At 64.5% G+C, this 14,223-nt stretch carries 14 protein-coding genes; 13 read left to right on the top strand and 1 reads right to left on the bottom strand.

What is annotated here, in order from left to right:
* Positions 1-45 precede the first annotated feature (45 nt).
* The 6 genes from RLDS_RS36290 (at position 46) to RLDS_RS36265 (ending at position 6,509) form a co-directional block, all read left to right on the top strand.
* Positions 46-300, top strand: coding sequence for an ATP synthase F1 subunit epsilon (locus tag RLDS_RS36290; protein WP_021225368.1), 255 nt, complete (start codon positions 46-48; stop codon positions 298-300).
* Between the two features lie 118 nt (positions 301-418).
* The gene (locus RLDS_RS36285; protein ID WP_021225367.1) at positions 419-2,419 is read left to right on the top strand and encodes a hypothetical protein; all 2,001 of its coding nucleotides are present in this window, start codon (positions 419-421) and stop codon (positions 2,417-2,419) included.
* A complete protein-coding gene (locus RLDS_RS36280; RefSeq protein ID WP_021225366.1) occupies positions 2,416-2,991 on the top strand; it encodes a hypothetical protein in 576 nt (191 codons plus the stop codon). The genes RLDS_RS36285 and RLDS_RS36280 overlap by 4 nt, the downstream gene beginning before the upstream one ends.
* A 95-nt stretch (positions 2,992-3,086) precedes the next feature.
* Entirely contained in the window at positions 3,087-4,622 is a 1,536-nt protein-coding gene (locus tag RLDS_RS36275; protein WP_021225365.1) for a CpaF family protein, read from the top strand.
* A gap of 101 nt (positions 4,623-4,723) precedes the next feature.
* Complete coding sequence (locus RLDS_RS36270; protein ID WP_021225364.1) at positions 4,724-5,536, top strand: class I SAM-dependent methyltransferase; 813 nt, start codon at positions 4,724-4,726, stop codon at positions 5,534-5,536.
* 94 nt (positions 5,537-5,630) lie between these two features.
* Complete coding sequence (locus tag RLDS_RS36265) at positions 5,631-6,509, top strand: DMT family transporter (protein WP_269078212.1); 879 nt, start codon at positions 5,631-5,633, stop codon at positions 6,507-6,509.
* Here the strand turns inward: RLDS_RS36265 and RLDS_RS36260 are convergent.
* On the bottom strand, positions 6,481-6,912 hold the full coding sequence (locus RLDS_RS36260) for an OsmC family protein (protein WP_021225362.1): 432 nt from the start codon (positions 6,910-6,912) through the stop codon (positions 6,481-6,483). The two genes, RLDS_RS36265 and RLDS_RS36260, sit on opposite strands and share 29 nt — an antisense overlap.
* A gap of 86 nt (positions 6,913-6,998) precedes the next feature.
* Between RLDS_RS36260 and RLDS_RS36255 the strand changes: the two genes are divergently transcribed.
* The 7 genes from RLDS_RS36255 (at position 6,999) to RLDS_RS36225 (ending at position 14,136) form a co-directional block, all read left to right on the top strand.
* Entirely contained in the window at positions 6,999-7,364 is a 366-nt protein-coding gene (locus tag RLDS_RS36255; RefSeq protein ID WP_021225361.1) for a PRC-barrel domain-containing protein, read from the top strand.
* 158 nt (positions 7,365-7,522) lie between these two features.
* Entirely contained in the window at positions 7,523-8,191 is a 669-nt protein-coding gene (locus tag RLDS_RS36250) for an RBBP9/YdeN family alpha/beta hydrolase (protein ID WP_021225360.1), read from the top strand.
* A gap of 109 nt (positions 8,192-8,300) precedes the next feature.
* Positions 8,301-8,489: a YezD family protein gene (locus tag RLDS_RS36245; protein WP_021225359.1), complete on the top strand. Its 189-nt coding sequence runs from the start codon at positions 8,301-8,303 to the stop codon at positions 8,487-8,489.
* Between the two features lie 167 nt (positions 8,490-8,656).
* The gene (locus RLDS_RS36240; protein ID WP_021225358.1) at positions 8,657-11,038 is read left to right on the top strand and encodes a TonB-dependent receptor; all 2,382 of its coding nucleotides are present in this window, start codon (positions 8,657-8,659) and stop codon (positions 11,036-11,038) included.
* A gap of 93 nt (positions 11,039-11,131) precedes the next feature.
* Positions 11,132-12,004: a 3-methyl-2-oxobutanoate hydroxymethyltransferase gene (panB, locus tag RLDS_RS36235; RefSeq protein ID WP_021225357.1), complete on the top strand. Its 873-nt coding sequence runs from the start codon at positions 11,132-11,134 to the stop codon at positions 12,002-12,004.
* Between the two features lie 75 nt (positions 12,005-12,079).
* Entirely contained in the window at positions 12,080-12,778 is a 699-nt protein-coding gene (locus tag RLDS_RS36230) for a tetratricopeptide repeat protein (RefSeq protein ID WP_021225356.1), read from the top strand.
* Positions 12,779-12,792: 14 nt separating this feature from the next.
* Positions 12,793-14,136 carry an outer membrane protein assembly factor BamB family protein gene (locus tag RLDS_RS36225; protein ID WP_408021106.1) on the top strand — a complete coding sequence of 448 codons (1,344 nt, stop codon included), beginning with the start codon at positions 12,793-12,795 and terminating at the stop codon, positions 14,134-14,136.
* Positions 14,137-14,223 lie beyond the last annotated feature (87 nt).

Genomic DNA, 14,223 nt, shown 5'->3' with positions numbered 1-14,223 from the left:
TCCCCGACCCTCTCCCCCACAGGGGAGAGGGAGAAGGAAATAAATATGGCACTGCATTTCGAACTCGTGACCCCGGAAAAGCTGGTCCGCTCGGCCGAAGTCTATCAGGTCGTCGTGCCCGGCACCGATGGCGATTTTGGCGTGCTGGAGGGCCATGCGCCCTTCATGTCGACCGTGCGCGACGGGGCGATCCAGATTTTCGCCAGCGCTGGCGCCGCACCCGAAGTCATTCCGGTCGAGGGCGGCTTTGCCGAAGTGAATGAAAAGGGCCTAACGGTCCTGGCTGAAAAGGCGGGCTAACGCCAATTTGACGACAAATGCGACAAGGGCCGCCCTCCACCACGGAGGCGCGGCCCTTTTCTGGTTAGCGGCTCCTTAACCTTGCGCGCTTAGACCCGCGACCGGTCGGGGAGTGCGCATGTCCTATCTGCTTGAGGATCTTGGCGGTCTGGTCGGCGCGACGCTGCTCGCGCCGGTGCTGCTGTGCTGCGCCGGCTTCGGGCTGCTGCGCCTGCTGGAGCGCCGGGGATTGGCGGCTACGGAAGGCGTCTGGCCGCGCGCCGGCTGGGCCATGATTCTGTCGCTTGCCATCCTGCCGGTGATGGACGCCCTGGCCATTCGGGCCATCGGCATGCCGGGCATGCTGCTCCTCAATGGCGCCCTCGCTTTGTTCGGCATCCGGCAGTTGAGAGGCATCGCGTCCGCCTGTCGCGGCGCGGGCGTCTTTCTGCTGATCGCACTGGGCTGGTGGCTGATCTGCGCCTGGACCCTTGTGGATTTCGATCACGACGGGCGGCTCTACCAAAGCCTGGTCGTGTTCGACATGGTGAAGCACGCCGCCGTCGTCGAACAGATTGCGCGGCAGGGCATTCCCTTCACCGACCCCTTTTTCGCGCGCGACGGGATCGCGGGCTATTATCATTATTTCTACGTCTGGCCCGCCGCCATCCGCTGGGTCAGCGGCTTTCACATCTCGCCGGTCATGGCCTTTGCCGCCTGCGCCTATTGGACGGGCATCGCGGTCGTCGCCCTGCTGTGGCGCATTGCCGCCGACGCCAGCCTGATCCGCAAGGGATGCGGCCGGCGCGCGCTGATGCTCGCCATCCTGCTTTGCTTCGTCGCGGGCGCGGACCTCCTTTTCATGGCGCTGCGCTATCTGATGGTGGGGCGGATCGAACCGGAGATCGAGAATTGGAACAGTGAGATCCGCATGCTCGCCACCTCGACCATCTGGGTGCCGCACCACATCATGGCGCTGGTCGCGGGGTGGACCGGGCTGCTGCTGAACGCGCGGGCGCGCAGGGTCGAATCGCCGCAGCGCCTGTGGCTCGCCGGCGCGGCTGGGGCGGCCTATGCCAGCATGTTCGGCGCGTCGGTGTGGATCAGCCTGACCATCGCGCCCGTCCTCATCGTCTGGGGCGTGATGATGCTATGGCGACGGGATGGCACGCTGCTGCTGTCGGGTGTCGTCGCCCTGCTGTTATCGGTGCCGCAATCCATCGACCTTCTCCATGGCCGGGCGCCCGATATTTTCCCGGTCGCGCTGCATGTCCGGCCCTTCACCCTGCTCTTCGCCAGCCATGACATGGCTGCGCAGCTTTGGAGCCTCATCCTCCTGCCGCTCAACTATGCGCTGGAGTTCGGCTTCGTGATGCTCGGCGCAGGCCTCTATGCCCGCAGCGTCCGGCCGACCGATGAAGCCGGGCGTCCGGTGCGTCGGTTGTTGGTTGCCACCCTGGTCGCGGGGCTGCTGGTCGCCAGTTTCCTGCGATCGGTCATCATCAACAATGATCTGGGCTGGCGCGCGGCCCTGTTCATTCTGGTGCCGCTGATGATCTGGACGATGCGAGTGGCGCAGGAAGACGACGCCTTGCGACGCTTTGGCGTTCCGGGCGCCTTGCTTCTGGCGCTGGGCCTTGCCGGCACGGCCTGGGACATCGTTGGCCTGCGCGTCATTCGTGCCCCCGCCTTCCCGGTCCGCGCGATCGAAGTAAATGACGACCCCGCCATGGCCTATGCCCTGCGGGACGCCTATCGCTGGGCCGACAGGCATCTGCCCGAAGGCGCGACGCTCCAGCATAATCCGGTGCTCAAGCACCGCGCGCTCGACTTTGGCCTCTATACCCGGCACTGGCCGGCGGTCGCGGACAGGGATGCCTTCCTGTTCGGGGCGGACCGGCACGCGGTCGCTGCCCGCGTGGCGCTGCTCGCCCCGATCTTTATCCGGCCGCTCACGCCCGCCCAATATCGGGATCGCGCCGCGCGCGGGCGTAGCGACACTCTGCTCTTCACCCGGCGCGATCCGGTCTGGAAGAAGCTGGGCGGCCCACCCCTCGCCCTCCCCTGCCTCTACCGCACGTCCGATATCTGCATCGCATCCCCGACCGGAAAGACTCTGCCTGGAAAGACCCTGCCATGACCCTGATCCGCAGCTTGCTGCTGCTGGCGCTGGCCTATTGCGCCACCATCGCGCTGGGCTTTCTGCTGTATGTTGCGTTGATCCGCAGCCCGCTGCTGGGCGGCGTCGCCATCCTCTTTTACAGGGGCGTGGCCATTGCGGGCGTGGTCGCATTCCTGCTGCTGGTCGCGGGAATCGCGGCGCGGCGCCGGCTGCGTCTGGCGCCGGAAACGCTCGTCGGCGCGGTCGCGCTTTCGCTCGCCTTCAACATCAGCTTCCTGATCGTCTTTCCCGTCACCTTCGACCGGTCGATCACCATGTTTCTGCTGGCGCGGATCGAGCGGCAGGACGGCCAGTTGGACGCCCACGGCCTGGAACAGGTCTTTGTCCGCCAATATCTGGGCGACCTGCGCCAGATTGACCGGCGGATCGCCGAACAGAGCCTGTCGGGCACGATCCGGGTAGAGCGCGGCCGCATCCACATCACGCCGCAGGGCCGCAGGCTGCTGGAGGGCGCGCGGCTGGTGGGCGGATGGTTCGGCGCCGACCCGCGCTTCGTCACCGCGCCCGCACCCGCCGCCCACGGCCATTAGGCATTTATCAAAGTTTCCAGCCTATTCACCTTTTTCAGTCTTACATCGGTCCAAACGGGTTCGCCGGGCCGATCATGCAATGATGGCGGAGAAATATGAGCGCCTTTGGACGGAAGAATGGACCTGCCGGCGCCAAGCCCGGCTTTGGCGTTGCACGGCCGATGCAGGGCGGCGGAACCGCGACCAAGGAGGAGTTGCCGGTCGGCGGCGATCAGTTTCCGCCGCTGGATATCGCGTCCCTGCCCGGCGAAGCGCCCTTCGATCCGCTTGCCGCGCCGACCAGCCAGATGCAGCGCAACGCCGACGCCATGTCGCGCCTGTCCGAACGCGCCAATGCCGAGCATGTGCCCGACGCCGGGCCGCAGGGTTTCGAAGCCAGCGTTCACAAGATCAAGGAACAGGTGCTCCCCCGCCTGCTGGAACGGGTCGACCCCGAAGCGGCGGCGACGCTGACCAAGGATGAGCTGGCGGAGGAATTCCGTCCAATCATCATGGAAGTGCTGGCGGAGCTGAAACTGACGCTCAACCGGCGCGAACAGTTCGCGCTGGAAAAGGTGCTGGTCGACGAGCTGCTGGGCCTGGGGCCGCTGGAAGAATTGCTGTCCGACCCGGACGTCAGCGACATCATGGTGAACGGCCCGGAACAGACCTATATCGAAAAGAAGGGCAAGCTCCAGATCGCGCCGATCAAGTTCCGCGACGAGGAGCATCTGTTCCAGATCGCGCAGCGCATCGTGAACAAGGTCGGCCGCCGCGTCGACCAGACCACGCCGCTGGCCGACGCCCGCCTGCCCGACGGGTCCCGCGTCAACGTCATCGTGCCGCCGCTCAGCCTGCGCGGCACGGCCATCTCCATCCGTAAATTCTCGGCCAAGCCGATCACCATCGACATGCTCGCCCAATGGGGCGCGATGTCTCCAAAGATGGCGACCGCGCTCAAGATCGCGGGCGCCTGCCGGTTCAACATCGTCATTTCGGGCGGCACCGGCTCGGGCAAGACGACGATGCTCAACGCCCTGTCGAAGATGATCGACCCGGGCGAGCGCGTGCTGACGATCGAGGACGCGGCCGAACTGCGCTTGCAACAGCCGCACTGGCTGCCGCTCGAAACCCGCCCACCCAATCTGGAGGGGCAAGGCGCGATCACCATCGGCGATCTCGTCAAGAACGCGCTGCGTATGCGGCCGGATCGCATCATCCTGGGCGAAATTCGTGGCGCGGAATGTTTCGATCTGCTCGCTGCGATGAACACCGGCCATGACGGCTCCATGTGCACGCTGCACGCCAACTCCCCGCGCGAGTGCCTGGGCCGTATGGAAAACATGATCCTGATGGGCGACATCAAGATCCCCAAGGAAGCGATTTCCAAGCAGATCGCCGATTCGGTCGACCTCATCGTGCAGGTGAAGCGCCTGCGCGACGGGTCGCGCCGCGTCACCAACGTCACCGAAGTGATCGGCATGGAAGGCGACGTCATCGTCACGCAGGAACTGTTCAAGTTCGAATATCATGACGAGGATGACAGCGGTAAGATCGTGGGCGAATATCGCTCCATGGGCCTTCGCCCCTACACGCTGGACAAGGCGCGGATGTTCGGTTTCGACCAGCCGTTCCTGGAAGCCTGCCTGTAACATTGCGTGGCGGGCGGGGAATATTCCCCGCCGCCCCCTTGCGCGCCTCTGTTCACAACGGCACATCTGCCTTCATCCGCGATGAAGAGAGGATTGCTGCCATGAACCGTCTCGTTCCGATTGCCCTGGCGATTGCCGGCCTTGCCCTGCCCGCCATGCCGCTGCTGGCGCAGCATGATGCCCATGCCGGCCACCAGATGGCCGCCGATCCCATCGCCGCCGCTGTCGCTGCCCCCACACGCAAGCCCGCCAATGTCGCGCGCGACCAATATCGCCATCCGGCCGAAACGCTGGCCTTTTTCGGCGTGACGCCGATGCAGACCGTGGTCGAATATTCCCCCAGCGGCGGCTGGTATACCGAGATCCTGGCCCCGCTGATCCGCGATCATGGCACATTCTACGCCTTGCAACCGAGCGGCAGCTATCTGGACGGGTATAAGAGCTTCCTGGCGTCCAACCCGGTCTATGACCAAGTGAAGCTGGTCGCCTATCCGGAGGAAGTCACCAGCATTCCGGCAGGCAGCGTCGACACGGTGCTGACCTTCCGCAATGTCCACAATATGGTCATGGGCGGCAAGGCGGCCGACACGTTCAAGGCCTTCTACACGATGCTGAAGCCCGGCGGCACGCTGGGCGTGGTCGATCACCGCCTGCCTGAGGCTCGCGACGGCGCGGCGGAAATGAAGAGCGGCTATCTCAAGGTATCGACCGTTCGCAAATTGGCCGAGGATGCCGGATTTGAATATGTCGGCGCATCCGAAGTGAATGCCAACCCCAAGGATACGGCCGATTGGGACAAGGGCGTTTGGACCCTGCCGCCGGTGCTGCGCAACAAGGACGTCGACAAGGACAAATATCTGGGCATCGGCGAAAGCGATCGCATGACCCTGAAATTCCGCAAGCCGGCGGCCTGACCGGACCGTCCGGCAAGCCGCTTGCGCCCTGGCGCTGGCAGGCTAAGGCGGGGGCGTGACTGCCCTCGCCCGCCCCCATCGCCCGCTATTCGCCATTGCGCTGCGCCTGACCGCCGTCATCTGCCTGTCGGTGATGTTCATTACCGTCCGGCTGGCGAGCGAGCGCGGCGTGCATGTCGTCGAATCCCTTTTCTATCGCCAGGCGCTGGCCCTGCCGGTGGTCGCGCTCTGGCTGATGTCGGCAGGCGGGCTGGCGACCGTTCACACCAAAAGGATCGGCGTGCATGCCAGCCGCATGGCCATAGGCCTCACCGGCATGTGCCTCAATTTCCTGTCCTACATCCTGTTGCCGCCCGCCGAGGCCGCGACCATCGGCTTCACCATGCCGATATTCGGCACCATTTTATCGGCAGTCATTCTGCGCGAAGCGACCGGATGGCATCGCTGGGGCGCGGTGGCTCTGGGCTTCGTCGGCGTGCTGGTGATGATCCGGCCGGATGCGGGCCATTTCCCGATCCACGGGGTTGCTGTCGCCATCGCCGGAGCGTTGGTGACGGCAAGCGTCAGCCTGGTCCTGCGCGAGCTTGGTCGCACGGAGCCGGCGGGTGTCGTCGTCTTCTGGTTCACGACCCTGTCGATGATCCCGCTGGGGCTGGCCATGCCGTTCGTCGCGAAAAATCACGATCTGATGACATGGGGGCTGTTGCTGATGATCGGCCTGTTCGGCGGCATCGCGCAGCTATGTCTGACCGCCGCGCTGCGCTGGGGGCCGGTGTCCGTCGTTCTGCCGATGGATTATAGCGCGATCATCTGGACCACGTTGCTGGGCGTGGCGATCGGCGAGAATTGGCCGCTCGCGACCACCTGGATCGGCGCGGCGCTGATCGTCGCCAGCGGCCTCTATATCGCCTGGCGCGAACATCTCCGCGCCAGGCGACCGGTCGTCAGCTCAGCAGTTCCGCCTCGAGGCTGATATCCGCTTTCAGCAGCTTGGAAATGGGGCAATTGGCCTTTGCCTTGGCCGCAAGCTCCTGGAATGTTTCATCATCGGCGCCCGGAATGGTCGCCTTGAGCGACAGGCGGCTGGCGGTGACGGCAAAGCCGCCATCCTGCTGTTCCAGCGTCACGACCGCGCTGGTTTCCATCTTTTCCGCGGTCAGCCCGGCTTCGCCCAGGATCATCGACAGCGCCATGGTGAAGCAGGACGCATGGGCGGCGGCGATCAGTTCTTCGGGATTGCTGCCCGGCACGCCCTCGAACCGGGTGGCGAAACCATAGGGATAGGCGTCGAGCGCGCCGCTCTGGGTCGAGATCGTGCCCTTCCCGTCTTTCAGGCCGCCGCTCCAGGCCGCCGATCCGCTGCGATTGATCTTCATATGCGTCTCCATGCCAAAGAAAGGGGGAACCCCTGCGGCCCCGCCTTGTTGCCTTTAGATAGGTAATTTCATGCAGGAGAGTGACAATGACCGATTTCATGACCGACAGCCGGCATGACCTGATCGCGTCCGACCGGGTGGAAGGCACGGCCGTCTATAATCGCCAGGGCGAGCATCTGGGCAAGATCGACAATTTCATGGTCGAAAAACGCAGCGGCCAAGTGCGCTATGCAACGCTGTCCTTTGGCGGGTTCCTGGGCATTGGCAATGACCATTATCCGCTGCCCTGGTCGATCCTGACCTATGACACCGACAAGGGCGGCTATGTCATCGACCTGGACAAGCAGGTGCTGGACAATGCGCCGCGCTACGCCGCCGACGCCCGCCCCGATTATGACGAGGCCTTTGGCCGCAACGTCTATCAATATTATGGCGTGGTCTATCCCTGGTAAGCGCGGAACCAACCATCTGAAGAGGGGGCGGCAGCACGGCGTTGCCGCCCCCTTCTTGTTTCCGCATGGCGACATTCAGGCACATCTGGACGCCCATCTATTGTCTACCATTTGTATAGACTATATCTTTTGCTCCCATCACGATGAGGAGAAGGACCATGAACCGATTCGGATTTGCCGGCAGCCGCCGCTCGCCCGTGGTGCTGACCGTGCCAGGCCTCAATAATAGCGGGCCGGATCATTGGCAGACGCTGTGGGAAGAGGAGCGCGGCGATTGCCAGCGCGTGGACCTGGGCCGTTGGGCCAGCCCCAATCGCAACGCCTGGGTCACGCGCCTCGATGCGGCGATCCGCCAGATCGACGGGCCGGTGATCCTGGCGGCACACAGCCTGGGCTGCATCACCGTGGCCTGGTGGGGCGCGTTGCAAAATCAGGCCTATGGCTGGCCAGTGACCGGGGCGTTGCTGGTCGCGCCACCCGATTGCGACCGGGCCGAAACGCCCGACATGATCGGCAATTTCGGCCCCGTGCCGCGATCGCCGCTGCCCTTCCCATCGATCCTGGTCGCCAGCCGGGACGACCCCTATATTTTCTTCGAACGCGCCCACAGCATGGGCAAATTTTGGGGCAGCCGCTTTATCGATGCGGGTCATTGCGGGCATATCAATGCGCAATCGGGGCTTGGGGACTGGGCTTTCGGTCAAAATCTGCTCGATGAACTGATCGACGACGCGCACGGCCTGACGCTGGGCGCTGAGGCTGCACCAGTCCCGCCGCGCCGGAGGTCGGCGCCGCCCCGCGACACTTGGCCGGCTGCGCCGCGATAAACCTGAAACGTCCATTATCCGGGTGGGACAAGACAAACTTGACCGCCCTTCATTTTTCCTTCTTTGTCTACCTTTGCGATTGAGATAAAAGCAGCGACAAGAGGTGCTCATGACCGACCAACGACCGATTGATTACCGCCATGCGCGCGCCGACGGCATGCGCGGCGATATCGTCGCCAGCATCGACAAGGTGCGCGACGTGCTGGACCAGCTTCGCTTCGGGTCGATCACGCTGACGGTTCATGACGGCCGTGTGGTCCAGATCGACGTCACCGAAAAGACGCGACTGACCGCCTGAAGCAACGACCATAGCCGCTGCGGGCTCGCGCCCGATCGGCCCCATGCGGTTTGGGGGTGAGCCGCATGATGTGACCTTCTGTCATTCCCGCCCAGACCTGTGGCTTTGACCGGACAGCCGGAAATGCCGCGATCAACAACCACCGGACAGCCGGAAAGGGATTTGTCATGATTGCGCGTTTCCTGTTGCTCGCGAGCGTCGCGAGCGCATCTTTCATCCTGCCTGCGGCGCATGCGCAGGACAGCGCACCGGACCAGGCGGACGCGGCCATCGTCGGCGGCGCCATCGTCGTCACCGCGCGCCGCCGCGCCGAAGAATTGCAGGATGTGCCGCTCTCCGTCTCTGTCCTGAATGCTGACGCGATCGAGCAGACCGGCAGCTATAATATCCAGCGGCTGACGCAGTTGCAGCCGACGCTGCAATTTTATTCCACCAACCCGCGCAACAGCTCCATCAACATTCGCGGCATCGGCGCGCCGCTTGGCCTCACCAATGACGGCATCGAACAGGGCGTGGGCATCTATATCGACCAGGTCTATTATAACCGGGTCGCCGCCGCGACGCTGGATTTCGTCGATATCGAACAGGTGGAGGTGCTGCGCGGGCCGCAGGGCACGCTCTATGGCAAGAACACGACCGCCGGCGCGATCAACATCACCACCCGCGCGCCCAGCTTCAGCTATGAAGGCAAGGCGGAAATCTCGGTCGGCAATCTGGGTTTCAAACAGGCCAAGGCGACGGTGTCGGGACCGATTACCGATCGGCTGGCGGTGCGCATCGGCGCGTCCGTGACCGACCGAAACGGCACGATCTACAATGTCGCCACCAATCAGCGCGTCAACAGCCAGGATTTCCTGGGCCTCAAAGGTTCCCTGCTGTGGAAGGCCACCGATACGCTGAGCTTCACCCTGTCAGGCGACTATAACCTCCAGAACCCGGTCTGCTGCGCGCAAATCTATGCCGGCTACGGCCCGACCCAGCGCGCGGCCAACCGCCAATATCCTGCGCTGACGGCGGCGCTGGGCTATCAGGTGCCGAGCACCAATCCCTATGATCGCCTGACCGACCTCGACGCTGCGCTGCGCGCCCGCAATGAAATGGGCGGCGCGTCGCTGCGCGCCGAATGGGACCTTGGCCCCGGCACGCTGACGTCGGTTTCGGCCTATCGCTACTGGGATTGGCAGCCGTCCAACGACCGCGATTTCACCGGCCTCGACATCACCGCCAAATCGCAGAACCCGACCCAGCAGAAACAATGGACGCAGGAACTGCGCTATGCGCAGGAAGGGCAGACGATCGACTTTGTCGTCGGCGCGTTCGCCTTTCACCAGACGATCCACACCACCGGCAGCCAGGTGCAGGGCGCAGACGCCAGCGCATGGCTGCTCAACCCATCCAGCCCGCTGTCGCAGATCCCGGCCGTGCTGGAAGGGCTGACCGCCGACAATGACATTCGCCTCAAGAACAGCAGCGCCGCGCTGTTCGGGCAACTGACCTGGCATGTGACCGATCGGCTCAGCCTTCAGCCGGGGCTGCGGCTCAACTATGACCGCAAGACCGGCAGCTATGATTCGGTCGTCACCGGCACCGCGTCGGACGGCACGCGTCAGACCGTCACCTTCGCCAGCACCGATCCCTGGATCGTCGCGCAGCGTGGCGTGCTGGCGCCGCAGTCTTTCGACGCGAAGTTCAGTGACTGGAACCTGTCCTGGGACCTGACGGCATCCTATGAAGTCAGCGACGATGTGATGGCCTATGCCACCTGGTCGCGGGCCTTCAAATCTGGCGGCATCAATTTGAACGGCGTGCCGCTGGACGCGAACGGCAACCCACAGCTTAACGTGGCGACCGTCAAGCTGGAGAAGGTCAATCATTATGAAGTCGGCCTGAAAACGCAATTCTGGGACAGGCGCGCAACGCTCAACCTGAGCGGCTTCTGGACCGAAATCCGCGATTATCAGGCGATCGTCAACAATGGCCAGAACAGCGTTCTGCGGGGCTATCTCGCCAATGCGGACAAGGTGCGGGTGCGCGGCGTGGAGGCGGATTTTTCGGTCCGCCCGTCCGATCGCGTCAACGCCTATGCGAGCGGCGCCTATACCGATCCTAAATATCTGCGCTTCACCAACGCCCCCTGCCCGCCCGAACTCTCGGGCGGATCCTCCAGCCCCGCGACCTGCGACATATCCGGCCAGTTGCTGCCCGGCATTTCCAAATATTCGCTGTCCTATGGCGTGGAATTCAACGTCCCGACCGCGGTGCTGGGCGGGGACGGGCAATTTTATCTCGGCTGGGACGGCAGCTATCGCTCGACCTTCTCGTCCAACGCGTCGCGCTCCATCACCATGGATATCAAGGGATACAGCCTCAACAATCTGCGCCTGGGCTTCCGCAACAGCGACGGAATCAATGTCTATGGCTGGGTGCGCAACATCTTCGATCAAAATTATATGGAGGTGCTGGCGACCACGCCCGGCAATACGGGCCTCATCGCCGGCCAGCCAGGCGACCCGCGCACCTATGGCCTCACCATCAAGGCGGACTTCTAGCAACGCCCCCCTGGGGAGGAGCGACATGGCAGTGCCGCTCCTCTTCCCTTTCCATCATTTGCGCGACGCCCGCCGCTGGGGTAGAGCGCGCTCATGTCCACGACCTTCACGATCGACACAGCGACCAGCCGCGCCACGCCGACGCCCGCGCCGATGAAGCGGCTGACCGTGCCCGCCATCCAGCGGCGCAAGGTGGACGGGCGGACCGCCGAACCGCTGGTGATGCTGACCGCCTATACCGCGCGGCAGGCGCAACTGCTCGATCCCCATTGCGACATGCTGCTGGTCGGCGATTCGCTGGGGCAGGTGATTTACGGCCTGCCCTCCACCCTGCCGGTGACGCTGGACATGATGATCGCCCATGGCGCGGCGGTGGTGCGCGGCAGCTATCACAGCGTCGTCATCGTCGACATGCCCTTCGGCAGCTATGAAGCATCGCCGCAGCAGGCGTTTGCCAGCGCCAGCCGCATTCTTGCCGAAACCGGCGCGGCGGGGGTCAAGCTGGAGGGCGGGGAGGCCATGGCCGACACCATCACCTTCCTGAGCCAGCGCGGCATCCCGGTGATGGCGCATATCGGCCTGACCCCCCAGGCGGTGAACGCGCTGGGCGGCTATGGCGCGCGCGGCAAGAGCGAGGCGGAACATGCCAAGATCGTGGGCGACGCCCGCGCTGTCGCATCCGCCGGCGCCTTCGCCATGGTGGTCGAAGGCGTGATGGAGGAACTGGCCGACATCATCACCGACGCGGTGGCGGTGCCGGTCATCGGCATCGGCGCATCGGCCCGATGCGACGGGCAGGTGCTGGTTGCCGAAGACATGCTGGGCATGTTCGAGCGCACGCCCCGCTTCGTCAAACGCTATGGCGCCATGGCAGAAACCATCAGCGACGCCGCCGCCCGCTATGCCGCCGACGTGCGCAGCCGCGCCTTCCCCACCGCCGATCAGGTCTATCGCCCCAAAAAGTGATTTGCCTGTGGCATAAGCGCCGCTATTGATCGCGCCTTCCGCCAGACGTTTCTGATCCATTTCTCGGAGAATATCGTGGCCCTGACGCCGCAAAATAGCGAAGCCTTCATGCGCGAGGTCGATGACGCCGTCCGTCAGGACCAGCTGACGACCTTCTGGCAACGCTATGGCCGCATCCTCATCGTCCTGCTGGTCGCGGGCCTGGCGGCCTTTGGCGGCTGGCTTTACTGGCAGCATCATCAAAAAACGCAGTCGGAAGCGGTGTCGGAACAGATGGATACGCTGCTCGACACGGCGGTGGGCGGCGGCACGCCCGACGCGAAGCAGCTGGACGCGCTGACCAAGGCCAGCCAGCCGGGCTATCGCGCGTCGGCGCTGCTGGTGCAGGCGGGCGTCGCGGCGCGCAAGGGCGACGCGAAAGCCGCGATCGCCGCCTATCGCGCCATCGCGGCGGACGACAGCCTGGACCAGCCCTATCGTGACCTGGCGCTGATCCGCCAGACATCGCTGGAATTTGACAGCCTGAAACCACAGCAGGTGGTCGACCGGTTGAAGCCGCTGGCGGTGGAAGGGGCGCCATGGTTCGGCAGCGCCGGTGAACTGGTCGCGATCGCCTATATGAAGATGGGCAAGAATGACCTGGCCGGCCCGATGTTCGCGGCCATGGCCAAGGATGACAAGGTGCCGCAGTCGATCCGTTCACGCGCGCGTCAGATGGCGGGCGTCATGGGTATCGACGCAGTGGAGATTCCGGCGGAGCCGAGCGAGGGATGAGCGACAAGATGGCGATGGTGAGCATGAAAAGCCTGGCGCCTGTGGGCCGCGCCATGACCGTGGCGGCGATGATCGCCTTGCTGGCCGGTTGCGGCATCGTCGGCGGCAAGAAGGGCGGCCCCAAGACGCCGGTGGTCGGCAACCGCGTGTCGATCCTGTCCAACGAACAGGGCGTGGAAGTGGACCCGGCGCTGGCGGACGTGCCCGTCACCCTGCCCGCCCCTTATGTCAACGACAGCTGGAGCCAGCCGGGCGGCAATTCGGCCAAGGCGATGGGCCATGTCTCGCTGGCCGGATCGCCTAGCCAGGCGTGGACCGTCTCCATCCAGGGCAGCAAGCCCCAGGCGCGCCTCGCCGCGTCGCCGGTGGTTGCGGACGGCAAGCTCTATGTCATCGACGCGGGCGCGCATGTCATCGCCTTCGACGCCGCAAGCGGATCGAAACTGTGGCAGACATCGTTGCCGGCCGAGGGCAATGGCCGCGCGTTGTTCGGCGGCGGCGTCAGCGTGCTGGGCGACCGGCTGTTCGCCAGCACGGGCGTTGGTGATGTGGTCGCGATGGAAGCGGCGACCGGCAAGATCCTGTGGCAAAAGCATTTGGGTGGCCCGCTGCGCGGCGCGCCGACGCTGGAAAATGGCCATGTCTATGTGATGGGCCAGGACAACCAGATTTTCGCGCTGAACCAGAGCGATGGCGTCACCCAATGGACCGACAGCGGCACGTTGCAGGTGACGGGCATTTTCGGCGTGGCAGCGCCCGCCGCCGCGCAGGGCACGGTGATCGCCGGCTACAGCTCTGGCGAAATTTCCGCCTATCGCTACGAAAATGGTCGATCGCTCTGGGGTGACGCACTGTCGCGCACCAGCATTTCAACCGCCGTCGCCACGCTGACCGACATCGACGCCGATCCGGTGATCGACCGCGGCCGCGTCTTCGCCATCGGCCAGGGCGGCCGCATGGCAAGCTACGAACTGACCAGCGGCCAGCGTATCTGGGAAATCAATATCGCGGGCATCTCGACGCCGGCGGTGGTGGGCGAATGGGTCTTCGCCGTCACCAGCGATGCCAAGCTGCTGTGCGTATCGCGCGCCACCGGCAAGATTCGCTGGATCAGCCAGTTGCGCCGTTGGGTGAAGGAAAAGAAGAAGGACAAGGCGATCCGCTGGACCGGCCCGGTGTTGGCCGGCGGCCGCCTGATCGTCGTGTCCACGCGGGGCGAACTGGTCTATGTCGATCCCGCGTCGGGTAATGTGCAGTCGACGGTCGACATGGACCGGTCCATGTCGCTGTCCCCGGTCGTCGCCAACAATATGCTCTACATATTGGCCGATGACGGAAAACTGACGGCGTTCCGTTAAGCCGCACACTCATGCTAAGCGTGCTCCTGCGCAGGCAGGGGGCGGGGTCCAGCCGATGGGCCAGCCCCCTGCCCGCGCGGGAGCATC

The sequence above is a fragment of the Sphingobium lactosutens DS20 genome (genome assembly GCF_000445105.1).
GTDB classification, from domain to species: Bacteria; Pseudomonadota; Alphaproteobacteria; order Sphingomonadales; family Sphingomonadaceae; genus Sphingobium; species Sphingobium lactosutens.
The sequence above is the reverse complement of the archived record's forward strand: the minus strand, read 5'-3'. Positions and strand labels throughout refer to the sequence as shown.

Coding starts and splice junctions, on each gene's coding strand:
- RLDS_RS36290 (WP_021225368.1), top strand. CDS start 46: ATGGCACTGCATTTCGAACTCGTGACCCCGGAAAAGCTGGTCCGCTCG.
- RLDS_RS36285 (WP_021225367.1), top strand. CDS start 419: ATGTCCTATCTGCTTGAGGATCTTGGCGGTCTGGTCGGCGCGACGCTG.
- RLDS_RS36280 (WP_021225366.1), top strand. CDS start 2,416: ATGACCCTGATCCGCAGCTTGCTGCTGCTGGCGCTGGCCTATTGCGCC.
- RLDS_RS36275 (WP_021225365.1), top strand. CDS start 3,087: ATGAGCGCCTTTGGACGGAAGAATGGACCTGCCGGCGCCAAGCCCGGC.
- RLDS_RS36270 (WP_021225364.1), top strand. CDS start 4,724: ATGAACCGTCTCGTTCCGATTGCCCTGGCGATTGCCGGCCTTGCCCTG.
- RLDS_RS36260 (WP_021225362.1), bottom strand. CDS start 6,912: ATGAAGATCAATCGCAGCGGATCGGCGGCCTGGAGCGGCGGCCTGAAA.
- RLDS_RS36255 (WP_021225361.1), top strand. CDS start 6,999: ATGACCGATTTCATGACCGACAGCCGGCATGACCTGATCGCGTCCGAC.
- RLDS_RS36250 (WP_021225360.1), top strand. CDS start 7,523: ATGAACCGATTCGGATTTGCCGGCAGCCGCCGCTCGCCCGTGGTGCTG.
- RLDS_RS36245 (WP_021225359.1), top strand. CDS start 8,301: ATGACCGACCAACGACCGATTGATTACCGCCATGCGCGCGCCGACGGC.
- RLDS_RS36240 (WP_021225358.1), top strand. CDS start 8,657: ATGATTGCGCGTTTCCTGTTGCTCGCGAGCGTCGCGAGCGCATCTTTC.
- panB (WP_021225357.1), top strand. CDS start 11,132: ATGTCCACGACCTTCACGATCGACACAGCGACCAGCCGCGCCACGCCG.
- RLDS_RS36225 (WP_408021106.1), top strand. CDS start 12,793: ATGGTGAGCATGAAAAGCCTGGCGCCTGTGGGCCGCGCCATGACCGTG.